Origin of the sequence: Streptomyces gilvosporeus, assembly GCF_002082195.1 — a bacterium.
GTDB classification, from domain to species: Bacteria; Actinomycetota; Actinomycetes; order Streptomycetales; family Streptomycetaceae; genus Streptomyces; species Streptomyces gilvosporeus.
Map to the genome: position 1 here is coordinate 7,560,014 of NZ_CP020569.1, position 23,672 is coordinate 7,583,685.

Below are 23,672 nucleotides of genomic sequence, written 5' to 3' on the forward strand. Positions count from 1 at the left end.
TCAGGAGCCGCGGACTGCGCCGACTCCTTCACGCATCGACACCGATACGAGGTGCACCCCATCATGCGCACACCCAATCGCCGCGCCGTGCTCGGCACCGGAATCGCCTTCGCCGGCGGCGGACTGCTCGCCGCCTGCTCGGGCTCCGGCACCGACCACGCGGGCCACGGTGACAAGCCGCCGGCCGGCCCCGAAGGCTACGTTTCGCCCCACGGCAAGGAGGTCGCCGCCGCCGAGACGAAGCGCGCGGCATCCGCAAGCGGCTCCGTCCGCAAGGTGAAGCTCACCGCCACGCAGGCCCGCCTCGACCTGGGCGGCCGTACGGTCGGCTCCTGGGCCTACGGCGACGACCTGCCGGGCAAGGAGGTCCGCGTCACCGCCGGCGACACCCTCGCCCTCACGCTCGCCAACCACCTGCCGCAGCCCACCTCCATCCACTGGCACGGTCTGGCCCTGCGCAACGACATGGACGGCACTCCCGGCCTGACACAGCCGCCGATCAGGGCCGGGGCCTCCTACGAGTACCGCTTCGCCGCCACCCGTCCCGGCACGTACTGGTTCCACCCGCACTCCGGCGCACAGCAGGACCGCGGGCTGTACGCCCCGCTGATCGTCGAGGACCCCAAGGAGCCGCTGACGTACGACAAGGAGTGGGTCGTCGTCCTGGACGACTGGGTCGACGGCGTGGACGGCAGCACGCCTGACGCGGTGCTCGCCGAGCTCGGCAACGGCATGGGAGGCATGGGAGGCATGGACCACGGCGGTATGGACATGGGCGGACACGGCATGTCCACCATGTCGATGACCACCACCACGACGACCGCCAAGACGACCGCCGGGGAAGCCCCGTCGGCCAAGCCCTCCGGCCCGTCCCGGATGCTGATGGGCGCCACCAGCAAGCTGCTCGGCGGCGACGCGGGCGACGTGGCCTACCCGTACTACCTCGTCAACGGCCGCACGCCCGACGATCCGCAGGTCTTCCGGGCCGAGCCCGGCGACCGTATCCGCATCCGGTTCATCAACGCCGGTGGCGACACCGCCTTCCGCGTGGCCCTGGGCGGGCACGCGATGACCGTCACGCACACCGACGGCTTCCCCGTCGAGCACGCGGAGACGGACGCGCTGCTGCTGGGCATGGGCGAACGCTACGACGTCCTGGTCACCGTCAAGGACGGCGCCTTCCCGCTCACCGCGCTGGCCGAGGGCAAGAAACGGTCGGCGCTGGCGGTCCTGCGCACCGGCGGCGGCGCGGCGCCCCAGCCGTCCGTACGCCCCAAGGAGCTGGACGGACGGCTGCTGCAAGCCCGGCAGTTGAAGGCCGACGGCTCGGTCCGCCTGGAATCCGGCAGGCCCGACCGCACGATCACACTCAAGCTCACCGGCTCCATGGCCGCCTACGACTGGGCCATCAACGGCAGGAAGTACGATCCGGCGCGGCGGTATCCGGTCCGCTCGGGCGAACGCGTGCGGCTGTCCTTCGTCAACCGCACACAGATGTGGCACCCCATGCACCTGCACGGCCACACCTTCTCGTGCGGCGACGGCGGACCGCGCAAGGACACCGCGATCGTCCTGCCCGGCCGGACGCTCGACGTCGACTTCGACGCCGACAATCCGGGGCTGTGGATGATCCACTGCCATAACGTCTACCACGCCGAGTCCGGGATGATGACGGTCCTCGGCTACCGCAAGTAGCCACCGGTCCCGCCCCGCCGGAGACGCACCAGGTGCCCGCCGGCGGGGCGGTACTGCGGCGCCGCAGTGCCCCGGTGCCGCGGTACCGCCCACATCCGGGGCCCGGTTACTTCGCGCGAGCCACCTGAGTCGCGATCTTCTCCGTCAGACCGAGGCCGGCGGCGCCCATGTCAGAGGACTGGACGTTGTAGAAGGTGGTGATGACGGTCTTGCCGACCCGCGTCGCCACCAGGGTGGTGCCACCCTCCCACTCGGGGGCGGAGAGCACGGCCTTGAGCGTCTGGTCGCCCACCTTGGGGACCTCCGTGGTCTTGATCGTCACGGCCGCGGTGGTGCCGTTGGAGGTGTCCTTGAAGTGCGCGCAGTGCGTGAGCACCTTGTCCAGGCGCGTCATGACCGTTTGCGCGTCCGAGCCCCGGTAACTGTCGATCTCCTCGTTGAACTCCTCCTGGGAGGCGTTCATGAAGTCGGTTTGGGCGAAGGAGGCGCTGGGGACCCCGCTGGTCTCCACCCAGGCACTGGCCTCCAACTTCGGACATGCGCCCGCCAGATCCACGGCCTTGCTCGACGCGGGGGGCTGGAAGGCCGTACCCGTGGTACGCGAGGTGTGCGGGTCGACGTGGTAGCCCTTGGGCAGTACCGCGGCCGGAAGAAGCAGGGCCTTGAGCCGGGTGCCGTTGAGCAGGCCGGCGTTCGGGGCGCCCGCTGCGGGACGAGCCGACGGTGCGGACGCGGCCGTCGATTTCTTGCCGGCGTCACCGGGGGAACACGCGGCGAGCGCGAACGGCAGCACAGCGGCAGCGGCGACCGCCACCGAGGCACGACGAAGCTTCATGAAGCCTTCTTCTGGGTCAAGAACGAGATCAGGAAAGGAAGAGAGGCCGTCGCGGTATGGGGGTGCGCGCTGCGGCAGGCGCTGATCGTAAGGCTGCGCCGCCGCCGCGCCTAGGGATCTGCTGCTACCGGCAGGAGCCGGCGGGGCAGAAACAAGGGGGCAGATCTCGGCGAAACGGGGCAGTTGCCTCCGCTTTCTGGGAATTTTCTATGACACGTATCACGCAGGAAGGCGCAGCGGCTGCCGCAGGATGGTGTGGGCTGCCATGAGTGCCGGCCGAGAACGGCAGGAGGTGCGCTCGGCCGGCCCGGAGCCTACGGATGCGGCGGACCCACACCCACGGTGCACGGGATCGCCGGGGAGCGAGGGGCGCGGGCGGCCGATGGGGGCGTGGCGATGGCCTCCGCGAGCGCCTCCGTGTGCTCGTGGGGGAGGATCACCTCGATCAGGTCGCTGTCGACGCGTCCGGGCATGCTGATCCTGATGTGCAGGGAGACACTGCCGTCCTGATTGCTCACCGCGCCGATCACCCCGTCGACCACGCCCGACGCTCGCGGCAGTACCTCCGTGACCTCCGTGTCGCGGCCGTTCGGCGTGGTCGGATGCTGCGCTCTCACAGGCTTCCTCTCCTTCTTGCTCCGCGGAACGTGACCGGCGGACTTCCGGAATGCGTCCGTCACCTGACGCCCGTCACCTGACGTCTGATTCCCGATCGCCGGGTACACCGAAGGTCGGTCGTACGGACCCGACGGGAAACCCGCCGGGGGTGGGGGAGAGCTCGGTGGCGGTGGCCCGACGACAGGCCAGGACGAAGCGGTTCGCCAGGTTTTCGTCCTGGTCTCGGCGGCTGATCACCCCGAGGGGGGCGTGAGCGGCGCTGGCGCGCAGGCGGAGGACCTGGGTGTCCTCGCCGTGGGTGAGCCATTCGGCGATGCCCCGGTCCATGAAGGAGATACCGTCGCCGGCGGCCACCGCCGAGGCGATGTTGGCGTAGTCGGGCTCCTCCCGGACGACATGGCCGACTCCTTCACGACCGATGATGCGCAGGAGGTGGTCGTAGTAGCCGGGGGCCTGGTCGCGGGGCCACATGATGAGGGGGAGTTCGGCGGGCGCGGGGCCGGTCGACCGGGTGAGCTGGGTGGGAGCCAGCATCACGATCTCACTGGATCCCACCACGTGCAGTTGGAGGTCGTCTGCGGCGATCGGCGGTCGGACGAAGGCGAAGTCGACCTCTCTGGCGCGTACGAGGCGGACGTTGCCGTCGGACCAGCCGGAGGCGATCGTGACGTTCACGGCCGGATGATCCCGGCGGAACTCGGCGACCATGGCGCGTTGCCCCAGGGCGTGGCCCGCACGGCTGAAGGCCACCCGCACCAGGCGGTGGCCCTCCGAGGAGGCGGCCTTGAGCTTCGTTCTCATCGAGTGGATGTGGCCCAGCAGGTGCGGCGCCTCGTGGCGGAGGATCTCGCCCGCGGCGGTCAGGGAGATGCCTGTTTTGCTGCGTTCCAGCAGCCGTGTCTCCAGTTCCTTCTCCAGCACCTTGATCTGCTGGGAGAGGGTGGGCTGGGTGACGTGACAACGTTCGGCGGCGCGTCCCAGGTGTAATTCTTCGGCGACGGCGAGAAAGTATTCCACGCGCCGCAGCAGACCGGAATGATTCATGGTCAGCCTCTGTGTGTGATCGCTTGTCCGAGTGGCGGGTGCCTGAAAAGCCATCATCGCTCATCCTGGGCCGAGCGGATTCCGCGCCCTGGGCCCCGGCTTTCGTCGGGGACCAGGGCGCGGACTGTCGCGGGACAACAGCCTCGTGGTCAGGGTTTCCAGCCGAGTCCGATGACCGCGCGTCGCGGAACGGTGCACCTCCAAAGCCCGGTGTCATCGATGCGTTGGACCGTGGAAGAGGACCTCATCCCGGGCTGCTCGGGGTAGCGGAATATCGACTTGGCCTCTTCGATCGCCCATCGATGTGCTTGCTGCGGACCGAGCGACTCCACCACCTTGCGCAGGCCGTACATGTCCACCAGATATTCGCCGAGGTTCTGCTCGGCCTCGTCCGCGGTCACGCCCGTCGCGGTGTACGAGTCGTCGATCTCCATTATTTTGAAGTCGAACCCCACCTCTGCCAGGTACTGACCGATCTCGTCTTCCGAGAAGTGGGCATATTGGTGGCCGGTGTGGGAGTAGCGGTCGACCACCTTCGAGAACCAGGTGTCCATGGGGGATCCGGAAAGGAAGTCGTGGAGCAGGAAGGCGCCGCCCGGCCGCAGGACCCGATAGGACTCCTCGGCCACCGATCGGCGTAACGCGGGCGGGATGTGGTGGGTGCCGTAGGCGAGGAGAACTCCGTCCACCGAACCGGACCGGAAGAGTTGCCGTTCGGCTCGCTGGAGCAGTGCCGGGACACCCGTCGCCCATGCCGTGTGCACCATATGGGGTGACGCGTCGCAGGTCATGATCTCGACGTCGGACAGGCCGATGCGGGAACAGACCCGCCGCACCAGTCCGTCGCCTCCGAGGAGGTCGACGATCGCCTGGGTTCCCTCGCTCCGTTGCGTCATCAGCTCGATGAGCTGGCGGATCCCCGCGGCTCTGGCGTCGACGTTCAGCTGCTGGGCGCGGACGTAGCTGGATCCCCTGCCGCCGGCGATATCGGAACCGAAGTCGTCACGAACGGCCTCATCGGCTTCCTGCTCTTTCTGCCAGGAATCGAGGCGGGGTTGGTCGATGCGCCGGTACATCTCCGGGGAGTGGACGCGCAGTTGGTCGAGTTGGGCATGGAGATCACTGCCGGCTACGGATATACCTTCGATACCAATCGACACCATATCTCCTTAGACATGCACACATGAAGGATCGATTTGGGGATGGTGCGGTAGGACGTCGCTGTGAAACCACGCCGGGGTCAGCTGGTTTGCTTCTCCGGAATGCCGACCCTTTCGCTTGCTTTCCGGTTCGCGGCCGCGGTGAGGGCGAACAGCGCGAGCAGCGCCGCGCCGAAGCCGAGGAAGACCAGGACGATGGGCGTGAAACCGCCGATGTCGACGCTGTCGAACACCACCATCAGCACGCCGGTGAAGAACATCTTGATGGCCCCCTGCAACGCGCTTGCGGCGCCGCGAGCGGTCTCCACTTTGGTCATGCTGAGCGTCAGGGTCAGCGGGGCCATCACTCCGCACGTGAAGCCCAGGGCGACCGAGAAGACGCCGATCCGCAGCAGACTGCCGTCCAGGTCGGCGAAGGCCGCGACGATGAAGACGAGCAGGTAGGCGGCCAGACCTCGGACGTAGGTGTCCCGTGGCCCCCAGCGGACCCAGCTGTTGAAGAACGATCCGCACACGATGGACATCGAATAGAGGATGTAGAAGAGGCTGTTGCCGATCGGACTGACATGCAGCGCGTGGAAAGCGAACGGCGCCGTCGCGTAGAACGCGATGGTGAAGGAGAAGATCAGTGCGGAGGCGATGCTGTAGGAAGTGAAGTTGATGTCCTTCAGCACGGTCGTGTACGCCAGGACCTTGCCCGTTCCGCCGTGTTCGCGTTCCGACTCGGGGTGTGTCTCCGGCATCAGGAAGAAGACCATGATCAGGCCGAGGACGACCGCAACGGAGAACAGCAGGAACTGCACGCGCCAGCCGAAGTGGGCACCGATGAAACTGCCCAGCAGCGGGGCCAGCGAGGGCGACAGCTGACAGGCCATCGAGAAGTAGGAGAACGCCTTGCGCAGCTTGACGGGCTCGTCGAGGGTGTCGACGATCAGCGCCCGGGAGATCACTGTGCACGACGCGGTGCCCAGCGCGGTCAGCGCACGGGAGATGTTCAACACCGCGACGTTGTGGGCGGTATAGCCCACGAACAGGCCGACGGCCGCGACGGCGAGTCCGATCAACAGGGCGATCTTGCGGCCCCGGGTGTCGGACAGACTGCCGTAGAAGAACTGCGCCAGGCCGAGCACGATCATGTAGAACACGATCAGGTTCTTCATCGCACTCTGGCTGACCGACAGATCTTCCTGGATGGCCGGCAGGGAGGGGTTGAAGAAGTCCACTGCCATCAGGCCGAGGACGACGCTGAAGAAGGCGAAGAACAGAACCCGCGCCTCGCGTCGGGTGAATCGGGTGACAGACATTTCCTTGTTACCTTGCCCCGGTCCTGGACGCCTCGAAGGCCCTGAGATTGGTCCGGTAGGAGCCGGCCGGAGTAGGGGCGTCGCGATCGACGACGAGGTGCAGGACATGGACCCCGTCGCTGTCCTTGATCTTCTGTGCCACGGTGTCCAGTTCACTGATCGAGGTCACCCGGAAGCCGGTCGCTCCCATCGACTCGGCGAACTTCACCCAGTCGTGGCCGGGCAGGGCGCTCAGTTCCGGGATGTTCTTGATGTTGTTCATATGCGTCGCGCCATAGGAGGAGTTGTCGAAGATCGCGAAGATGATGTTGCGGCGGTACCGCACGGCAGTCTGGATCTCCATGCCCTGCATCAGCGTGCACCCGTCCCCGGTGATGACCAGACACGGTTCGTCGCGGGCGAAGGAGATGCCGACGGCGGCGCCGAAGGCCCAGCCCATCATCCCCATGTTGGTGGTGGAGTAGAAACCGGCGTCGATGTCCGTCGTCCAGTAATGCGTGGCGAACGACCGGTGGTTGCCCGAGTCGGCGACGCAAATCCTGTCCTTGAGCCAGGAGTTCAGGCATTTCACCGCGTGCGCCGGGTTCAGGGCATCGCCGCCGTCCGGAATGTCGTCATGCAGGCGAACCTGCCCGACGCGTTCCCTCAGAGCCGCATTCCCGGGGAAGCCCCCTTCGGTCATCGAGGCTTCCCAGTGCTCCAGGAACGTCAGTTCATCGCAGAGCAGCGTCTGCGAGCCGGGCGAGAAGCGCCCGATGTCCTTGACTTCGGATGTCACCTCGATGACGTTCTCGGCACCGGACACACCGGCCCAGCCATTGGTGTTCCACTGCGAGGGCCGGCATCCGATCAGGAGTACCGTTTCGGGGCCGTTCCGCAGGAAGAGTTCATGGGCACGCTCGTTTCCGGAGTATCCGAAGACACCGACGCTGTTCGGATGACTCTCGGTGAAGGCGCCCTTGGCGTCCAACGTGGAGCCGACGAGGATGTCGTGGTCCTCGGACAACCGGGTGAGCACCCTGCGGACGGCCTTCTTGTTGGCCTGCGCGCCCACCAGGACGGCGACGCTGGACGACGCGTTGACCGTGTCGATCACCCGTCCCAGATCCACCGGATCGCACGTCAGACGAGATGCCGAGAGCGTCGTCATCCGTACCGGAGCATCCGACGTCTCCGAGAACAGGACGTCGGCCGCGTACGACAGATAGACGGGCCGGGTCGGCTGCTCGACGAGCTTCCGCAGCGTGATGTCGAAGTAGCGGATCGGATGGGCCGCGCTGCGCACCTGTAAGGACGTGCTCGTCAGGGGGCGCAGCACAGAGGCGGTGTCCAGGCCGGTCGGTGTGACGTCCTGCAGTGCGTCGTGGGCGTCGAATCCGGTGGGAACGTGTCCCGACAGCAGCACGACCGGCGAGCGGTCCGCGCATGCGGTGGAGATGCCGCCGACGGTGTTCGCGACGCCCGGACCGTCCAGCGCGATCACGACGCCGAACCGCTCCGAAGCCCTGGCGTACCCGTCGGCCATCATCGCGGCGCCGCCTTCGGCCGCGGAAATCACCGGGGATATCCGGGGGTGGTCGGCGTGCTCCCCGTCGCGGTAGTTCGACATATACGCGTTGATCTGCTTCCCCGGGACCATGAAGAAGGCTGACGCACCCTCGGCCCACAGCGAGTCCAGGATCACGCGTGAAACATTCGGCATCGACGTTATCCCTGTTCCGCAATATCGGATAATGCGCGGTACTGGAAGCGGTCGGTGAAGATGCTCCGCCCGCAGGAATTCTCGATCAGTTCGCGGGTGATGTTGGGGAGGTCCGCGAAGAAGTTCTTCGCCTGGTGCTTGGTGTAGTCCGACGGATGCAGCTTCTTGGTGAGCCGGTCGCGCTGATATTTCAGATAGTCCTGGGTGACGTCGTCGTTGACGGAGAAGGTCCATTGCAGGGCCAGCCGGTCGACGTCGTGGGGTACCTGGGGATGCGTGCCGCGGTGCACCACGCGGTAGTCGAAGACCACCAGGTCGCCCGCCTTGCCCATCACGGTGTCCTCGGGGGCGTGGGCGTGCTCCTTGGCCATCTGCCCGCGCTCTTCCCGGGTGTGCAGGTGGCTCGCCGGCACGATGTCGACACCACCGCCGTGCAGGGGATCGTTGTCCTGGAGATAGACGTTGAACATCAGGAACGACGGGAAGTGACCGGGGGCGTCGACGGGCTGCGGCAGCATATGGTCGTCGAAGTGCCATCCGACGACCAGGCCCTTGCGGACGGTGAAGTTCGGATAGAGCAGCACGCGGCCGATCCGGTCATTCAGGTCGGCGACCGTCTCGCGCAGCGTGTCCGAGAAGAGTGCGTCCCGCAGTTGCGGATTCCCCAGGAACAGGCTGGGCGGCATGGTGTCGCCCACCTCCGGAACGAGGATGTCCTGCGACGCCTTCCGCAGGCTTTGCACCGTTTCCGGGTCGAGATAGTTCTCGATGATGCAGTAACCCCGCTCGGCCAGTTCATCGAAATGTTGGGCCTCGAATACCATGTGCCGTCCTCCTGGAGAGTCACGATCGAACGGATTCAAAGGACACGTAGCGCGTAGCACGAGTAGCCAGACTTCTGTGTGGCCGGTGATTTCCACACTCTGCTGGGCGTGATCATGCGGGCTCAAGGGTGGCAGGGTGCAGCGTGCTTGATCAAATAGGCATCCTCTAGCGGAGATAGAGGATGCCTAAGTCCGCAGGTCAGCGGGTGTGGACCGACCTCGGATCACTGGGTGGAGACCTTGTGGACGGCGGTGTCGTCGGGGTTCAACAGTCGCCCGTCCGCGGAGCGCACTTCCAGTGCGCGGAGGCGATGGCCCCCTCGGCGGTCGACCAACTCCGAATGCGGTTCGCCGGGTGCGAAGAAGTGCTGTTCGCCCCACTGCCGCAGCGCCACGATGACGGGGAAGAGCGCCTCGCCCTTCGGGGTCAGTACGTACTCGCGGTAGGCGCTGCCGTCCGAGGCGGGGACGGATGCGAGGACACCGCCGGCGACCAGGGTGCGCAGGCGCGCGGTGAGGATGTTCTTCGCCACGCCGAGGCTGCGCTGGAACTCCCCGAAGCGCCGGCTTCCGTCGAAGGCGTCCCGCACGATCAGCAGGGACCACCAGTCGCCGATCGCGTCCACCGACCGGGCGACGGGGCATTCGCTGTCGTCGAAGCGCGTCCTGGTCACCATGGCGTCCCTCGCTCTCGCGATCTCTCTCACGACTCTCACTGTGGTTGCAACATGCTACCAAATGCTACCGTCGCCGTTGTCAGTTGGTAGCAAGATGAAACCAGGATGTGGGGGAGTGCCGATGCCCGGCAACGGTGAGGCCGTGACGCGACGAACCGAGGCCCGAAGCGGGGAGGTTGGTCCCGAGTTCGCCCTGTCCCGTCGCGTCGTCGTCCTGTTCGCCGTCGCCTGCGGGGCCGCGGTGGCCAACGTCTACTTCTCCCAGCCGCTCCTGGTGACCATGGGCCACGACCTCGCCATGAGCCCGGCACTTGTCGGCAGCGTGGTCACCCTCACGCAGGTCGGATACGGGCTGGGGCTCTTCTTCCTCGTGCCGCTGGGCGACGTGGCCGACCGCAGACGGCTCATCGTGGCCCAACTGCTGTTCCTGGTCGTGGCGTTGACTGTGGTGGCCGCCGCCCGCACGGCGGCGACCCTGCTCGCGGGCATGGCCGCGACGGGACTTCTCGCGGTCGTCACGCAGACGCTGGTGGCCTTCGCGGCGTCACTGGCCCCGCCCGCCGGGCGCGGACGGGTCGTCGGCCTGGTCACCAGCGGCGTGGTCATCGGCATCCTGCTCGCCCGCACCGCATCCGGCCTCATCGCCGATCTCGCGGGCTGGCGCTCCGTCTACCTGGCCTCGGCGTCGCTCACTGCCCTGCTCGCCCTGGTCCTGTACCGAGTGCTGCCGCGCCACGCCGACGCGCCACCGGCAACCCTGCGCTACGGACAGCTCCTGCGCTCCACGATCACCCTGTTCGCACGGGAGCAACTGCTGTGGCAGCGGGCCCTGTTCGGGCTGCTGATCTTCGCTTCCTTCAGCACCCTGTGGAGCAGCATCGCCCTGCCGCTCAGCGAGGCCCCGTACTTCCTGTCCCACAGCGCCATCGGGGCGCTCGGGCTGATCGGCGTCGCCGGTGCGCTGGCCGCGACTGTGGCGGGCCGCCTGAACGACCGCGGACTCTCCCGGCGGACGACGGGCATCGCCCTGGCCCTGCTCGCCGCCTCCTGGCTGCCCTTGGCCTTCACCCGCAGCTCGCTCTGGGCCCTGTTCATCGGCGTGATCCTTCTCGACCTTGCCGTCCAGGCCGTCCATGTCACCAACCAGACCCTGATCTATGCGCTGCACCCGGAGGCGGGCAGCCGGCTGATCGGCGGATACATGGTCTTCTACGCGATCGGCAGCGCCACCGGCGCCCTCGCCGCGACCTCCCTCTACGCGATGGCGGGCTGGGGAGCCGTATGCGTGCTGGGCGCCGCGTTCAGCTGCCTCGGGCTCGTGCTGTGGGCGTTCACCCGACACCGCCCTCCGGGTCCCGCCGCCAAGACGGCCTCTCGCGGCGACGGTTGAGCGGGACGGGCGCGCCGCAGTACCCACCTTTTTGTGGGTACTTGGCAGCGCGCGACCGCGAGGAGAAGCTGGTTCCGGGCGATCGACGGGCCGCGCGATTGCGTAGAACGGACAGGACGGGCAGGGGAGAGGTGAGGCACATCAGGAGGCCGTCCGGTCCTTCGCGAGTCTCTGGAGGCGGCGGTGGCCCCAGTCGGAGAGAGGGGCGAGCGCCTCGGACAGTTCTCTGCCGAAGTCGGTCAGGGAATACACGGTCTTCAACGGCAGCACCTCATGCACTTCCCGGTGCACCAGTCCGTCCGTCTCCATCTCACGGAGCGCCTGGGTCAGCACCTTCTCGCTGAGGCCCGGCACCTGTCGACGCAGCTCACCAGGGCGTTGCGGTCCGGACTCCAGTAGCCAGAGCAGAAGAGTCTTCCACTTGCCGTCGATCACGGCGATCGCGGCGGTCACTCCACAGACGTTCGGGTCCTGGGCACGACTGCGCGTCATCTTCGCCCCTTTTCCAATCTTTTGTCGTTGTTTCCAAGGGAGTTCAACCATGTCCATGCACTCCGAACAGTCTGCCGTCACCGTGCTCGGTCTGGGGCCGATGGGGCGGTCCCTGGCCGGCGCCTTCCTCGACGCGGGACTGCGGACCACCGTCTGGAACCGGACCCCGGGCAAGGACCGTGAGCTGGTCGAACGGGGCGCGGTCGGTGCCCGATCGGCGGCGGAGGCGGTCGCCGCGAGCGGGTTGATCGTGGTCTGCGTGGTGAACTACGACGCGTCCGACGCCGTTCTGCGGGGCGACGCGGTCGCCGATGCGCTCAAGGGACGCACGGTCGTGAACCTGACCGCCGATACCCCGGACCGGGCTCGGGACACGGCGGACTGGGCCGCCGGGCACGGGATCCGCTACCTGGACGGTGCCATCATGACGCCGACCACGACCATCGGGACGTCCGCCGCGGTGTTCCTCCACGCCGGCCCGGAGGAGCTCTACCAACAGCACAGGCCGGTGCTGGACGCACTGGGCGGCACCCACACCCACCTCGGCGAGGAGATCGGCCGGGCGGCGGCCTACGACATCGCGCTGCTGGACATCTTCTGGACCGCGATGGCCGGCTATGCGCACGCGCTGGCAGTGGCGCGGGCGGAAGGCATCACCGCGCGGGAGTTGGCGCCGTTCGCCCAGGGCATCGGTGCGATCCTCCCGCCGCTCTTCGAACAGACCGCGGAGGACGTGGACGGCGAGAGCTTCTCCGGAGAGGGCAACCCGCTCACCTCCGCGGTGTCGTCCATGGCCCATATCGTCCACACCTCCGAGGCCCATGGCATCGAGGCCGGTGTGATGCGCGCGGCCGAGGGCATGGCCCGCCGCGTCGTCGGACTGGGCCATGGTGCGGACGGGTTCAGTCGGATCGCCGAGGTTCTCGGCCGTCGCTGAGGAGGCGTCGGTGTGGGGAGGGACTCGGCAGGGATCCCTCCCCACACCGTGCCGGTCGCCGTTACGACTTACAGGCGCGGCTGTCGTCGCCGTCCTTGCAGATCTCGACCCACGGCCCGTCCCAGAACTGGTTCGGCGGGAGGGTGGCGGTCACGTCGATCGTGCCGGGGCCGCACTGCTTCTGCGGCGCCTTGTGCCAGATCTCGGGACCCCTCGGCTTGCCGATGAATGCGACGCCGACCGAGATCGTGTAGCAGCCCTTGGCGGCCGTGACCTTCAGCTTGCCGGTCGCCGTCACCTTGCCGCCGTCCTTGCCCCACACCGTCTTGATCGTGCCGGAGCCGCTGGCGCCGCTGACACTCTCGTTCCAGGGCTTGGTCATGACCGAGTCGTCGGCGGAGGCGGTGCCCGCACCGATGGCCAGCGTGAGCGCGGTAGCGGCGGTCGCGGTGGCGACGGCCGTGAGCTTGCGCATGGCGTTGCGTCCTTTCGTCGTGGCTGTGCTGTGACGCGTTAGCGGAAGGAAGCTACGAAAGACGCATATCGCACCGATATTGAGCCCGCGCCGGCGACCGACGTCTCATCCGCGCCTACGGAGGTACGCCTCCAGCTCCGCGGCCCCGGTCAGCATCGCGCGCCCGCGGGTCGACAACCGGCCGCGCCATTCGCACAGTGCGGCCTCCAGCGGCTCCAGGCCGCCGGCCGCCCGTACTTGGGCGATCAGCGGGGCGATCTGCTCCAGCAGGTAGCCGCCCCGCCTGAGTTGGTGGGCCAGGTGGGCGTCCCGTACGTCGGCCTCGTCGTAGACGCGGTACCCGGTCAGCGGGTCGCGCTGTGGGCGTACCAGGCCGGCGCGCTCCCATTTGCGCAACGTCGCGGGCCGGATGCCGAGCTTCCCCGCCAGCGGCCCGATGAACGTGCCGCCGGGCGCGGACGCCGCGGCCGGCGCGGACCCCCTGCCGGGTTCGGACTTCACGCCTGGTTCGGACGCCGGGGCGGGGCCCAGGTCGCCCAGGGCGCTCTCCACGGCCCGGAGGGTCCGCCGGTCGTCGAGGAGCTGGGCATGGCTCTCGTCGATGAGGCGGAAGGCATCGTCGACCGCGTCCTCGTTCACCGCCCGCATGATCGACGTCGCCGTCTGGTGCCCGTGGCCGGGCACCAGGGCGAGAAACGCGCGCAGGGCTCCCGCGTGCAGCGGCGTGTAGACGCGGTAGCCGTGGGGTGTACGACCGGCCGCCGGGAGAATGCCGGCCTCCTCGTAGTTCCTGATCGCCTGCGTGGACAGACCGTGCCCGCGCGCCAGATCAACCGGCCGGAGCCGTTCACCGTTTTGAAGGTTTCGTCCCATGGTCCTGCCGATATCGAGCACAAGTTTCCACTGAAGGTTCAACGATACCGTTGAAGGCATGAGCGTTGAAGGCATCAAGCCACGAGCTACCGACATCAAGGCTGCTGACATCAGGGTTGCTGACATCAAGGGCGCCACCCATGCCGTCGAGGCGGCCGCCGTCATGAGGCTGCTCCCGGCCCGGCCGCGGCTGCTCGCCCTGGGCGAGCCCACCCATGGCGAGGACACCCTGCTCGACCTGCGCAACGAACTCTTCCGGCAGCTCGTCGAGGAGGAGGGCTACCGGACCCTCACGATCGAGAGCGACTGCATGGCGGGCCTGGTCGTGGACGACTACGTCACCTCGGGTACGGGCACCCTCGACGAGGTCATGGAGCGCGGATTCAGCCACGGGTGGGGCGCGTCCGCGGCCAACCGCGAACTGGTGCGCTGGATGCGCGCCCACAACATCCGCGTCGACAACGACGGCCGGCCCGCGTCCGAGCGGCTCCGCTTCGCCGGTTTCGACGGCCCGCTGGAGATGGCCGCCGCCGCGAGCCCCCGGCAGGCCCTCACCGCACTCCACGGCTATCTCGCGGCCCGGGTGGACGCGGAGCTGCTGCCCTGCACCGCGCACACCCTCGACCGCCTGCTCGGCGCCGACGACCGGTGGACCGATCCCGCCGTGATGATGGACCCGGCCCAGTCCGTGGGGCAGTCGGACGACGCCCGCCAACTCCGGTTGCTCGCCGATGACTTGGTGGCGCTGCTCGACATGCAGGCACCACATCTGCGCGCCACGACCTCGCGGGACGACTGGGACCGGGCGCGCCTGTACGGGCGCACCGCGACCGGCCTGCTGGGCTACCACCACTGGATGGCCGACACCTCACCGGCCCGCCTGACCCGGCTGTGCGCGCAGCGGGATCTGATGATGGCCCACAACCTCCTCGCCCTCGCCGAACGGGACCCGGTACTCGTCCACGCCCACAACGGCCATCTCCAGCGGGAGAAGAGCTCGATGCGGATGGGCGGGACGCGGCTGGAGTGGTGGAGCGCCGGTGCGCTCGTGAGCGACCGGCTCGGCGAGGAGTACGCCTTCATTGCCACGGCCCTGGGCACGATCCGGCACCAGGGAGTGGACACGCCGCCGCCGGACACCCTCGAAGGACTCCTGTACGCGCTCCCGGAGGACCGCTGCGTCCTCGACACCCCGCGGCTGGCCACCACCCTCGGCGACACACGGCCCGCGCCCCGCGTGTCCCCCTGGTTCGGCTACGCCCCGTACGACCCGGCCCACTTGGAAGGCACCGACGGCATCGTGTTCGTCAAGGACGTCCCGGGACAGCGCGGTTGAGGTCTGTCCGAGGGGCCCGGCCCTGACCCATCGGACAGACCCTAGGACCCTAGGGTCACACCCCGACCGCTCCGTCGATGCGTTCGCGGATCAGATCGGCGTGCCCGTTGTGACGGGCGTACTCCTCGATCATGTGGACGAGCACCCAGCGCAGGGAGACCGTGCCCCGCCAAGGGTCGTGACCCTCGATGTCCAGATGCGACGCCTCGGCGACGAACGTCTCCGCGAAGGCGACTTCGGCGTGCCAGGCCGCCCAGGACGCCTCGACGACCTCGGGGCCGGGAGCCGCGCCGTCGAAGTCGCCCTCGGGGACGTCGGGGGAGGAGAAGCGCAGCTCGACATCCTGCCCGGCGAGCACCGCCCGGAACCAGCGGCGCTCCACGTCGGCGAGGTGACGCACGAGGCCGAGCAGGGAGAGCGAGGACGGGGACACGGATCGCAGGGCCAACTCCGGTCCCAGACCGGCACACTTCAGCCTCAGGGTGGCGCGCTGGGCGTCCAGCATGGCCACCAGCATGCTCCGTTCGTCACCGGTCGCGGGGCCGCTGAACCGGTCCCCGCTGCCGGTGCCGGTGAACAGTTCGATCCGTCGGTCGGGAATCTTCATGCCCGCATCATGCAGGGCATGACCCGGCCGCGCCCGTCGGTTACGAGGTCCGCACGCGCCCGTCGGGCTCGTACCAGACGACTCCGTCACCGCCGTCGTGGCCGATGGTCTGCGTCATGACGTTGCCGTCCTGCCAGTACTTGGGATGCTGGTTGAGGAACCCGGGAATGGACTGGAGCGAGGTGGCGTCGCACGCCAGGTCGGTGCGGATGCAGAAGCGCTGCACCGGAACGCCGTCGAACTTCGTCCGGCCGGCGCCCGTGGACGTGAATCCCAGGGCGCTCCAACCCTTCGGAACGCGGGCCCAGATGCCGGTGTCGGGCTGCATGGGGTCGGAGTACAGCATGCCGTTCACCTGCGAGCGAGGTATGTCCGTACCGCCCTCGGATATCGTCGCCAGCACCTGGTCGGCCACCTGCGCGCCCTGGGAGTAGCCGACGATCGTGAAACGGGCGCCCGGATCGCGGTGGTAGGTGTCCTCGGCGGCGGCCAGCAGATTCTTGTACCCCTCGCGCACGCTGGCATCGAAGCTCGGTGCGGTGGCGTCCGGAGCGTTGTGGCCGTTGAGCCAGGGGCCGGCGCTCGCCGGATAGCAGACCGGTACCGGAATGCCGCCGTCGAGGTGCTTGTTGGCGAATCCGTAGGTGCTGGTGCAGTCGGGTGCGGACGCCGCCGAGCCCGTGCCGCCGACCTCCAGGTAGTAGTGGTGCACCGGAGCCGCGTGGGCAACGGTGGGCGCGGCGGCGGTGAGGGCCACCATGGCCGCCGTCGCACCGGCGGCTCCGATCGCCTTCTTCCCTCTGCGGGCCTGCTTCATCGTTCGGTTTCTCCTCATAGTCGGCCGGCACACAACTGCTGTGCTGTGCGTTGACGTTAGCCACGCCGGTTGGAATGGCGATGAAATGACGACGAATGCGCGGGTCAGTCGGATGTCTCCGACGCATGAGTGAGGGCCCGTCTGATCTCGGACCCCCATTCCTCCGCGCCGCTGTCCCCCGGCCTGCCGATCAGCACGATCCGTTTCCCCTCGACGTCGGTGAGCGTGTAGATGCGAGCGGTGGGGGTGTTCTCCTGGAACGCGGCGGTGGTGGCGTAGCGGACCACATGGATCCGTCCCTTGACCGCCACCGTCAGCCCGTGCTCGTACAGGTCCAGCCGCGCCTCCGCGCTCCTCGACGCGGAGGGCCGACCGCATCGGGCGAAGGCCAGCAGGCCCCGGAGCCACCGGACCGGCGCGGGAGGTGCGTGGGTCGACTGCGCGACACCCGCGTAGGTGGCACGCCGCCTGCCGATGCGCTCGCGGCCGGCCGCTGCGGAGATCCTCGCCAGCAGCAGTTCGTCGTGGCGCGAGCGCGGTGTCGGACGGGTCACGGCCTGGTACGGGCGAGGCCGAGGCCCGCGTCGTGGCCGCGAAGAATCATCTGGTGCGTCTGCCGGAGCATCTGACCCGGCGGCACCCCCAGGTCGTCGGCCAGACGGCGACGGGTGCGATCGAACACCGCCAATGCGTCGGCCTGTCGGCTTCCGTGGTACAGCGCGCGCATCAGCATCGCGGCGATGGCTTCGTTCAGGGGCTGGGCCGCGGCCAGGGCCCACAGCTCGGCCACCACCTCGGCATGCCGGCCCAGCCGCAGCTGCCAGTCCAGCTTCCGCTGCACCAGGGCGATCCTGCGCTCGGTGAGGCGCAGCCGTTCCAGCTCGGTGAACGGCCCGGGCAGACCGGACAGGGGTTCCCCGCGGAACAGGTCCAGCGCCTGGGCGCAGAGGCGTACCGCCTCGGCCAGTTCACCGGCCCGCTCGGCCCTCCCGGCCGCGGTGACCAGTTCCTCCATGCACGCCACGTCCACCTCGACCGCGCCCGGGGCCAGCCGGTAGCCGCACCGGTCACTCCGGATCACCGCGTCCGCACCGTCCCGGCTGCGCAGGATCCCGCGCAGCCGGTAGATGTACACCGGCACCACGTTCGTCATCGGCGGCTCCAGCCCCCACACCGCGTCGAGCAGTTTCTGCCGGCTGACCGTCCGGTCCGGACTCAGCACCAGCGTTGCCAGGACGGCCTGCTGACGGAGGTGCCCCAGGTCCACGGGCCGTCCGTCGCGCCATGCCTGCAACGGTCCGAGCACGGAGATGCGCCAGTGCGGTTCGCGCGTCCGGCGGGCGGGCTGCGGTACCGGGCCTGCCGCCTGCGTGCCGGGTCCGTGGCTCGGGGCGACCAGTCCGCAGTCGAAGGCATGGACGATGGCGGCGGCCCGGTCGCGCAGCCCGAGTTTGCCGAGGACCCGTGCGAGGCGTCCGGCCACGGCGTCCTCGGGCAGGGCGAGGGCGGCGGCGATCTCGGCGTCCCTCAGGCCACGGCCGACCGCATGGAGCATCTCGCGCTCCTGAGGCGTGAGGGTGGTGACGGGCGGTTGGCCGGTGGTGGCGGTCGTCGGCATCGCGGCTCCTGGGCTCCGGAGTGGTCGGTCTGGCGGATGCCGTCGACGCTGGCCCCGGCGGCGGCCGACGGACAGGCCAGCGGACCGGCCGTATCCGGCCGGTGGCCGCGCTAGAGTCCCTCACCAGGGGAAAGACCATATGGCGGGGGGAAGGTCGTGACCTGTGACCAGTGAGTTCAACGTGCTGTTGCGACAGCTGCGGCACCAGGCGCAGATGACTCAGGAGGCCCTGGCGGAGCGCGCCGGAGTGGGCGTGCGCACCATCCGCGGGTTGGAGACGGGGGAGCGCGCCGACCCCAGGGTGACCACGGTGCGGCTGCTCGCCGACGCCCTCGGGCTGAGCCCCGACGAACGCGAGGAACTGCTGGCGGCCGCCATCCGCCGGACCGGGGAGGGGAACCGGACCGGGGAGGGGAAACAGGCGGACGACGCGGACGCCGCGGCCGACCGCGTCGAACCGGTACCGGAGCAGCCGCGCTCGGCGTTGTACGAAACCCTGGCCGACGTCGCCGACCAGCTCGCACATGTGACGGCCGCCCGCTGGCAGCACGAGGAGGAGCAGCGGCAGGTCCACGACCCCTATCCGCTGCCGGTGCGCTGGCGGCCGGTTGCCGAGGAACTGACCGACCACTGGGCCAACATCCGCCGGCTGCCCGCCGGGGCCACGCCCGGTCCGCTGGACCTGAGCGGGCGCCTGGACGAGATCGTGGATGTCTACCGGCGCATCCCGTCCGGACGGCTGGTGGTGCTGGGCCGCTCCGGCTCCGGGAAGACGATTCTCGCCGTGCGGTTCGTCCTGGACCACCTGAAGTCGAGGGCCCGCACCGAAGCCGTACCGGTGATCTTCAGCGTGGGCTCATGGGATCCCACCGCCCTCACCTTCCGGGACTGGCTGACCGCGCAACTGACGCGCGATCACCCCGGGCTCGCCGCCCCGGGACCCGGCGGGTCGAGTCTGGCCGCCACGCTGGTCGAGACGGGCCGTGTGCTCCCCGTGCTGGACGGCTTCGACGAGATCGCCAGCGGTCTGCGCCGTCCCGCGCTGGAGGCACTCAACGCCACCACCCTCTCCCTGCTGCTGACGAGCCGCCCGGCCGAGTACGCCGCGGCCGTGGCGGAGACCGATGTGCTCACCTCCGCCGCCGCGGTGGACCTGACCGATCTCACCCTGAGCGATCTGGCCGACTACCTGCCGCGCACCACGCGCAAGGCCCGTGGTGGGTCCCCCGCGGCGACCGCCTGGGACCCGGTGCTGCACGAGCTGCGCGATCGGCCGCACAGCCAGGCCGGTGCCAACCTCGCCGCGGTGCTGTCCACTCCGCTGATGGTCACGCTGGCCCGCGCCGTCTACAGCGACACCCCCGACGGCGACCCGGCCTCGCTCCTGGACACCCGGCGATTCGGCAGCGCCGAGAAGCTGGAGGACCATCTCCTCGACAATTTCACCGCCACGGTCTACCGCCCTCGGCCCGAGCCCCGCCCGGACAGCAGACCGCGTCGCACCTACGACCCGGAACGCGCCCAGTACTGGCTCGGCTACCTCGCCCACCACCTGACCCGGCTGGACACCCCCAACCTGGAGTGGTGGCGGCTCGGTTGCGGGCTTCGCCGCACCACGCGCACGCTGGTGACCGCGCTGGTGATCGCTCTGACCATCGGGCTCGTCGACTGCGTCGTCGGCACCCTCTTCGACTCCCTCTCGTACCAGCTCACGGACGGGCTGGTGGCCGGGCTGCTCTCCGGGCTCATGTTCGGGATCGCGTACTGGTTCATGGTCGCGGCCAAGAACGTGGCGGTGCAGCCATCAGGTGTGCGCATGCGCATATCCGGCCGCTCCATGCGGACATCCGGCCGATACACACGGACGTCCGGCCGGAGCGCGCGGACATTCGGCGGCGAAGCGGCGACCGCGCGGAGAGCCCTCCTCCGACTGGGAATCGGGTTGCTGTGCGGGCTCGTCTTCGGCCTCGGCTACGGCTTCGTACGCGGCGTGCTCAACGGCGTCGTCCACCACGTCGGCCCTGCGATCACCCTGACCATCGGCCTCGGCGACGGCATCATCTACGGCCTCGTCTTCGCGCTGGGAGCGGGCCCCGCCTTCGGCCTGCTGGCCCTTTTCGAAACCCCTCTCGACATCCGGTCCGCCGTCAATCCGGTCAGCCTGCTGCGTACGAACTGTCGCACGGTCGCCGTCCAGTTCCTCCTCTGGGCCCCCGTCTTCGGACTCCTGGTCGGCTTCGGTTCCGGCGCGGTGATCCGGCCCCTGCCGGCGATCATGGGCCCACTCGTCTGGAACCTCTCGGCCGCGCTGAAACTGGGCGTCATCAGCGGTCTCGGCGGCGCCCTCGGCTACGCGCTCAGCCTGACCGCCTGGGGCCAATGGGCGGTCTTCTCCCGCTTCTGGCTGCCGCTGACCGGCCGACTGCCCTGGTCCCTCGTCACGTTCCTCGAGGACGCCTACCAGCGGGGCGTGCTCCGTCAGGCCGGCGCGGTCTACCAATTCCGCCACGCCCGCCTGCAACACCACCTCGCCCGCTCCTATCGGCCACCCCATGTCGCGGAACGGCCGACCGAACCGGGGCCCGCCGCGCCGACGTGACGGCGCGGCCGGGTCATCCGGGTCATCCGGATCATTCGGTGTGGGCGCGGATGAACTCCTCGTACGCCTCCGGTGTGGCCTCGGTCGGGAGCGGCCGGTACAGCTCGCGTGCGCCCGGGACGAGTTGGCGGGCGACGAGGTCGGCGTGGATCTCCTGGAGATGGGAGATCTCGCCGGCGGACGGGTTGACCGCCGCCGCTGCCGGTGCGGCCACATGCGCGAGGACGTCGTCGGTGCGGGGTGCGGTGCGTGTGAGGACGTCTCCGAGGCCGGTGGCGGCGGCGTCCCGCTTGGTGAGCGAGGGCAACGACCAGCGTTCTTCGAGGGTCTTGAGGACGCTGGTGTGATCCAGCGGAGCCGCGTTGGCGGGTGCGCGGAACACGATGCCCTGGTCGATCAGCGGGGACACCAGCACGGCCGGCACCCGGACGCCGAACCGGGCGAAGTCGAAGCCGAACTCGCCTGCGGTGCCGTCCCCGGGCGGCGTGGCCGTGGCCGGGGGAGGAACGTGGTCGTAACATCCGCCGTGTTCGTCGTAGGTGATGACCAACAGCGTCTTCTCCCAGGCCGGGCTGTCGTGCAGGGTGCGGTACACCTGCTGGATGAGCTGTTCGCCCTTGGCCACGTCGTCGACCGGGTGCTCGCTGCTTCCGGTGGCGCTCCAACTGGGCTCCAGGAAGGTGAAGGTGGTCAGTGCTCCCGTCCGGGCGGCGGCCTGGAAGTCGGTGAACACGCCGAAGTGGTTGGCGGAGGCGCTGTGGATATCGGGGAAGTTTCCCCTGGTCAGAGGATCACTGACGTTGCCGTACACCTTCCAGTCGAGATTGTTTTTGCTGAGCAGGCCGAAGATGCTCGGGCAGGTGAAGGTGTGGGTGTGGTCGTCCATGTGTCCCTGGCTGGTGGCGGCGCAGGCGAACGCGCGGTTCGGCATCGTCTCGGTCGGCGCCGGGCTGAACCAGTGGTCGCAGACGGCGTAGCCGCGGGCCAGGGCGGCCAGGACGGGCAGACTCTGGGGGGTGTGACAGCGCATGATGTCGCCGTCGGTGGTGCCCGGGATGATGGTCGGCCGGTGACCGGGCGGACTGTGCTGTGCCTGCTGGGTTCGCTGGACCAACGTGTCGGCGAAGTTCGTGACGAAGCCGTCCATCGTCGCCGTCGGTGGTGACGGCGCGGTGATCGAGCCGAAGAGCTGTGCGTTGGTCGGCTTGTAGCCCTCGCCCGGATTCGCGCCCGGGGTGAAGTAGGGATGCGCATCCGTCGGCAGGATCTGGCTGACCTTGACGGGCTGCCCCTGCTTGTCGGGGTTGGACTCCGTGCCGGTCAGCCCTTCGTAGGGCTGCCCCGAGGGGGCGACGTTGTTCTGGTTCGTGTAGAGGAACCCGAGCAGATGGTCGAACGAGCGATTCTCCAGCATCAGCACCACGAGGTGCTCCATGGCTGAGAGCCGGCTTCCGTGAGCCATCACAACCTCCCCCGGAACTTCAGGGCGGTACTCTCATCGGTCACTTGGATTCTGATACGCGACATCTCTCCTCCAACCGTGTGCAACGGTCGCAGACCTCTCCTTTCACTCTGGCCGGCGGGCGTGACGGCGACGTGACGACGACGCGACGGCATATGCCCCGAGCCGTACCGCCGGCTCGATCGTCGGCTCGGCCCCCTGCCCCGCACCGAATGCGGCCCACGGATCACCTGGTCACAGCGGTGCGGCGGAATGCGCGCCGCTGCCCACGGCATATTTCGACAGCTCGCGCCCGGCGCCGCAAAATGAAGACGTAGAGACGTGCACAGCCGAGGGGTTCGGTTGCGGCGATGGCGATACAGAACAGGGTCGGTCGCGGCGCGGCCCCGGCGGCAGCGACCGCGGGGGACGGCTGGCGTCCTGCCGTGACCTGGCCGGACGGTACGTGTGGTGTGGCCGGTACAGACGCCGAGGCCGCACATCTCGTCGTGCTGGGCGGCTTCGACCTGATGGTCGACGGCCGCTCGGTGCAGCTCCCGTCCGGCTCGGAACGGCTGCTCGCGTTCGTCGCGCTGTGCTGCCGGGCAGCCGTGCCCCGGGGCCTGATAGCCGGAACACTGTGGCCGGACGCCCCGGAGCACCGCGCCCACGCCAGCCTGCGGTCCGCCCTGTCCCGCCTGCACTGCGTAGGCAGGTCGGCACTCGACGTAGGCCCGGGCGAGGTCCGGCTGGCCCGCAACGTGAGCGTCGACCTCCACCAGGCCAAGCGGTTGGCCCACCGGATACTCCAGGGCCCGGGAGAGGAGACCTGGCGCGTGTCGGCCGACGCGGTCGAGGAGCTCTCGCTGGACCTGCTGCCCGGCTGGTACGACGACTGGGCCATATTGCAGGCGGAGGACTGGCGCCAGCTGCGCATACACGCCCTGGAGAGGCTCGCGGACGCCTTCACGGCGGCCGGCAGATACGCCGATGCGGTCGCTGCCGCCCACGCCGCGATCCGCGCCGACGCCCTGCGCGAGAGCAGCCAGTCGTGCCTGATCCGCGCACACCTGGCCGAGGGCAACCCCTCAGAGGCGATGCGGGACTTCGCACGCTACGCCCGACGCCTCCACACCGAGCTGGGCCTGTCCCCGACCACACGGCTGCGCGGCCTGGTGCCCGGCCGGAGCGCTCTCACGGTGCGGTGAGGGTCCGGCCGGTCAACCGG

22 protein-coding genes are annotated in these 23,672 nt (G+C 69.0%); 6 read left to right on the forward strand and 16 right to left on the reverse strand.

Features of this window, described 5'->3' with window-relative positions:
* The first annotated feature begins 63 nt into the window (after window positions 1-63).
* Entirely contained in the window at window positions 64-1,695 is a 1,632-nt protein-coding gene (locus tag B1H19_RS33420) for a multicopper oxidase family protein (protein ID WP_083108629.1), read from the forward strand.
* A gap of 106 nt (window positions 1,696-1,801) precedes the next feature.
* Here B1H19_RS33420 and B1H19_RS40120 read toward each other — a convergent pair whose 3' ends face one another.
* The 8 genes from B1H19_RS40120 to B1H19_RS33460 all read right to left on the reverse strand — a co-directional run bounded on the left by B1H19_RS40120 (window position 1,802) and on the right by B1H19_RS33460 (window position 9,859).
* Window positions 1,802-2,530 (reverse strand): hypothetical protein, encoded by a 729-nt coding sequence (locus tag B1H19_RS40120; protein WP_237289653.1) that lies wholly within the window; start codon window positions 2,528-2,530, stop codon window positions 1,802-1,804.
* Between the two features lie 314 nt (window positions 2,531-2,844).
* The gene (locus B1H19_RS33430) at window positions 2,845-3,147 is read right to left on the reverse strand and encodes a hypothetical protein (RefSeq protein ID WP_083108630.1); all 303 of its coding nucleotides are present in this window, start codon (window positions 3,145-3,147) and stop codon (window positions 2,845-2,847) included.
* Between the two features lie 73 nt (window positions 3,148-3,220).
* Complete coding sequence (locus tag B1H19_RS33435) at window positions 3,221-4,192, reverse strand: LysR family transcriptional regulator (protein WP_159028203.1); 972 nt, start codon at window positions 4,190-4,192, stop codon at window positions 3,221-3,223.
* Between the two features lie 149 nt (window positions 4,193-4,341).
* Window positions 4,342-5,355: a methyltransferase domain-containing protein gene (locus B1H19_RS33440; protein ID WP_083108632.1), complete on the reverse strand. Its 1,014-nt coding sequence runs from the start codon at window positions 5,353-5,355 to the stop codon at window positions 4,342-4,344.
* Between the two features lie 77 nt (window positions 5,356-5,432).
* Complete coding sequence (locus B1H19_RS33445; RefSeq protein WP_159028204.1) at window positions 5,433-6,656, reverse strand: MFS transporter; 1,224 nt, start codon at window positions 6,654-6,656, stop codon at window positions 5,433-5,435.
* Between the two features lie 7 nt (window positions 6,657-6,663).
* A complete protein-coding gene (locus B1H19_RS33450) occupies window positions 6,664-8,358 on the reverse strand; it encodes a thiamine pyrophosphate-binding protein (RefSeq protein WP_159028205.1) in 1,695 nt (564 codons plus the stop codon).
* 5 nt (window positions 8,359-8,363) lie between these two features.
* Window positions 8,364-9,182, reverse strand: coding sequence for a phytanoyl-CoA dioxygenase family protein (locus B1H19_RS33455; RefSeq protein WP_083108635.1), 819 nt, complete (start codon window positions 9,180-9,182; stop codon window positions 8,364-8,366).
* 224 nt (window positions 9,183-9,406) lie between these two features.
* On the reverse strand, window positions 9,407-9,859 hold the full coding sequence (locus B1H19_RS33460; protein ID WP_083108636.1) for a winged helix-turn-helix transcriptional regulator: 453 nt from the start codon (window positions 9,857-9,859) through the stop codon (window positions 9,407-9,409).
* A 121-nt stretch (window positions 9,860-9,980) separates the two neighbouring features.
* Here B1H19_RS33460 and B1H19_RS33465 point away from each other — a divergent pair, with 121 nt between their 5' ends.
* A complete protein-coding gene (locus B1H19_RS33465) occupies window positions 9,981-11,249 on the forward strand; it encodes an MFS transporter (protein WP_083108637.1) in 1,269 nt (422 codons plus the stop codon).
* 141 nt (window positions 11,250-11,390) lie between these two features.
* Here B1H19_RS33465 and B1H19_RS33470 read toward each other — a convergent pair whose 3' ends face one another.
* A complete protein-coding gene (locus B1H19_RS33470) occupies window positions 11,391-11,741 on the reverse strand; it encodes a winged helix-turn-helix transcriptional regulator (protein ID WP_083108638.1) in 351 nt (116 codons plus the stop codon).
* Between the two features lie 49 nt (window positions 11,742-11,790).
* Between B1H19_RS33470 and B1H19_RS33475 the strand changes: the two genes are divergently transcribed.
* A complete protein-coding gene (locus B1H19_RS33475) occupies window positions 11,791-12,678 on the forward strand; it encodes an NAD(P)-dependent oxidoreductase (RefSeq protein WP_083108639.1) in 888 nt (295 codons plus the stop codon).
* Between the two features lie 61 nt (window positions 12,679-12,739).
* Here the strand turns inward: B1H19_RS33475 and B1H19_RS33480 are convergent, their stop codons facing one another.
* Window positions 12,740-13,153, reverse strand: a complete 414-nt coding sequence (locus B1H19_RS33480) for a hypothetical protein (protein WP_083108640.1) — start codon at window positions 13,151-13,153, stop codon at window positions 12,740-12,742.
* Between the two features lie 105 nt (window positions 13,154-13,258).
* Window positions 13,259-14,026 (reverse strand): TioE family transcriptional regulator, encoded by a 768-nt coding sequence (locus B1H19_RS33485; RefSeq protein ID WP_083110027.1) that lies wholly within the window; start codon window positions 14,024-14,026, stop codon window positions 13,259-13,261.
* Window positions 14,027-14,189: 163 nt separating this feature from the next.
* Between B1H19_RS33485 and B1H19_RS33490 the strand changes: the two genes are divergently transcribed.
* Entirely contained in the window at window positions 14,190-15,362 is a 1,173-nt protein-coding gene (locus tag B1H19_RS33490; RefSeq protein ID WP_237289933.1) for an erythromycin esterase family protein, read from the forward strand.
* A 55-nt stretch (window positions 15,363-15,417) separates the two neighbouring features.
* On the opposite strand, the gene B1H19_RS33495 is transcribed toward B1H19_RS33490, so the two are convergent.
* The 4 genes from B1H19_RS33495 to B1H19_RS33510 all read right to left on the reverse strand — a co-directional run bounded on the left by B1H19_RS33495 (window position 15,418) and on the right by B1H19_RS33510 (window position 18,404).
* Window positions 15,418-15,969: a DinB family protein gene (locus B1H19_RS33495; RefSeq protein ID WP_083108642.1), complete on the reverse strand. Its 552-nt coding sequence runs from the start codon at window positions 15,967-15,969 to the stop codon at window positions 15,418-15,420.
* Window positions 15,970-16,009: 40 nt separating this feature from the next.
* Window positions 16,010-16,786 (reverse strand): PE-PPE domain-containing protein, encoded by a 777-nt coding sequence (locus tag B1H19_RS33500; RefSeq protein ID WP_083108643.1) that lies wholly within the window; start codon window positions 16,784-16,786, stop codon window positions 16,010-16,012.
* Between the two features lie 104 nt (window positions 16,787-16,890).
* Window positions 16,891-17,340, reverse strand: a complete 450-nt coding sequence (locus B1H19_RS33505; protein ID WP_083108644.1) for a hypothetical protein — start codon at window positions 17,338-17,340, stop codon at window positions 16,891-16,893.
* On the reverse strand, window positions 17,337-18,404 hold the full coding sequence (locus B1H19_RS33510) for an AfsR/SARP family transcriptional regulator (RefSeq protein WP_083108645.1): 1,068 nt from the start codon (window positions 18,402-18,404) through the stop codon (window positions 17,337-17,339). Before B1H19_RS33510 ends, B1H19_RS33505 begins: the two co-directional genes overlap by 4 nt.
* 163 nt (window positions 18,405-18,567) lie before the next feature.
* On the opposite strand from B1H19_RS33510, the gene B1H19_RS33515 reads away from it, so the two are divergent.
* Window positions 18,568-21,003 (forward strand): helix-turn-helix domain-containing protein, encoded by a 2,436-nt coding sequence (locus tag B1H19_RS33515; protein ID WP_083108646.1) that lies wholly within the window; start codon window positions 18,568-18,570, stop codon window positions 21,001-21,003.
* 31 nt (window positions 21,004-21,034) lie between these two features.
* Here B1H19_RS33515 and B1H19_RS33520 read toward each other — a convergent pair whose 3' ends face one another.
* The gene (locus B1H19_RS33520; RefSeq protein WP_083108647.1) at window positions 21,035-22,465 is read right to left on the reverse strand and encodes an alkaline phosphatase family protein; all 1,431 of its coding nucleotides are present in this window, start codon (window positions 22,463-22,465) and stop codon (window positions 21,035-21,037) included.
* A gap of 452 nt (window positions 22,466-22,917) precedes the next feature.
* Here B1H19_RS33520 and B1H19_RS33525 point away from each other — a divergent pair, with 452 nt between their 5' ends.
* Window positions 22,918-23,652 carry an AfsR/SARP family transcriptional regulator gene (locus B1H19_RS33525; RefSeq protein WP_237289654.1) on the forward strand — a complete coding sequence of 245 codons (735 nt, stop codon included), beginning with the start codon at window positions 22,918-22,920 and terminating at the stop codon, window positions 23,650-23,652.
* Window positions 23,653-23,672: the final 20 nt, after the last annotated feature.

Excerpts from the sequence above, each read along its gene's own strand:
- B1H19_RS33520 (WP_083108647.1), bottom strand. The coding sequence starts at position 22,465 with ATGGCTCACGGAAGCCGGCTCTCAGCCATGGAGCACCTCGTGGTGCTG.
- B1H19_RS33510 (WP_083108645.1), bottom strand. The coding sequence starts at position 18,404 with ATGCCGACGACCGCCACCACCGGCCAACCGCCCGTCACCACCCTCACG.
- B1H19_RS33485 (WP_083110027.1), bottom strand. The coding sequence starts at position 14,026 with ATGGGACGAAACCTTCAAAACGGTGAACGGCTCCGGCCGGTTGATCTG.
- B1H19_RS33470 (WP_083108638.1), bottom strand. The coding sequence starts at position 11,741 with ATGACGCGCAGTCGTGCCCAGGACCCGAACGTCTGTGGAGTGACCGCC.
- B1H19_RS33475 (WP_083108639.1), top strand. The coding sequence starts at position 11,791 with ATGTCCATGCACTCCGAACAGTCTGCCGTCACCGTGCTCGGTCTGGGG.
- B1H19_RS33500 (WP_083108643.1), bottom strand. The coding sequence starts at position 16,786 with ATGAAGCAGGCCCGCAGAGGGAAGAAGGCGATCGGAGCCGCCGGTGCG.
- B1H19_RS33480 (WP_083108640.1), bottom strand. The coding sequence starts at position 13,153 with ATGCGCAAGCTCACGGCCGTCGCCACCGCGACCGCCGCTACCGCGCTC.
- B1H19_RS33460 (WP_083108636.1), bottom strand. The coding sequence starts at position 9,859 with ATGGTGACCAGGACGCGCTTCGACGACAGCGAATGCCCCGTCGCCCGG.
- B1H19_RS33440 (WP_083108632.1), bottom strand. The coding sequence starts at position 5,355 with ATGGTGTCGATTGGTATCGAAGGTATATCCGTAGCCGGCAGTGATCTC.
- B1H19_RS33420 (WP_083108629.1), top strand. The coding sequence starts at position 64 with ATGCGCACACCCAATCGCCGCGCCGTGCTCGGCACCGGAATCGCCTTC.
- B1H19_RS33445 (WP_159028204.1), bottom strand. The coding sequence starts at position 6,656 with ATGTCTGTCACCCGATTCACCCGACGCGAGGCGCGGGTTCTGTTCTTC.
- B1H19_RS33490 (WP_237289933.1), top strand. The coding sequence starts at position 14,190 with ATGAGGCTGCTCCCGGCCCGGCCGCGGCTGCTCGCCCTGGGCGAGCCC.
- B1H19_RS33435 (WP_159028203.1), bottom strand. The coding sequence starts at position 4,192 with ATGAATCATTCCGGTCTGCTGCGGCGCGTGGAATACTTTCTCGCCGTC.
- B1H19_RS33455 (WP_083108635.1), bottom strand. The coding sequence starts at position 9,182 with ATGGTATTCGAGGCCCAACATTTCGATGAACTGGCCGAGCGGGGTTAC.
- B1H19_RS33495 (WP_083108642.1), bottom strand. The coding sequence starts at position 15,969 with ATGAAGATTCCCGACCGACGGATCGAACTGTTCACCGGCACCGGCAGC.
- B1H19_RS40120 (WP_237289653.1), bottom strand. The coding sequence starts at position 2,530 with ATGAAGCTTCGTCGTGCCTCGGTGGCGGTCGCCGCTGCCGCTGTGCTG.
- B1H19_RS33450 (WP_159028205.1), bottom strand. The coding sequence starts at position 8,358 with ATGCCGAATGTTTCACGCGTGATCCTGGACTCGCTGTGGGCCGAGGGT.
- B1H19_RS33465 (WP_083108637.1), top strand. The coding sequence starts at position 9,981 with ATGCCCGGCAACGGTGAGGCCGTGACGCGACGAACCGAGGCCCGAAGC.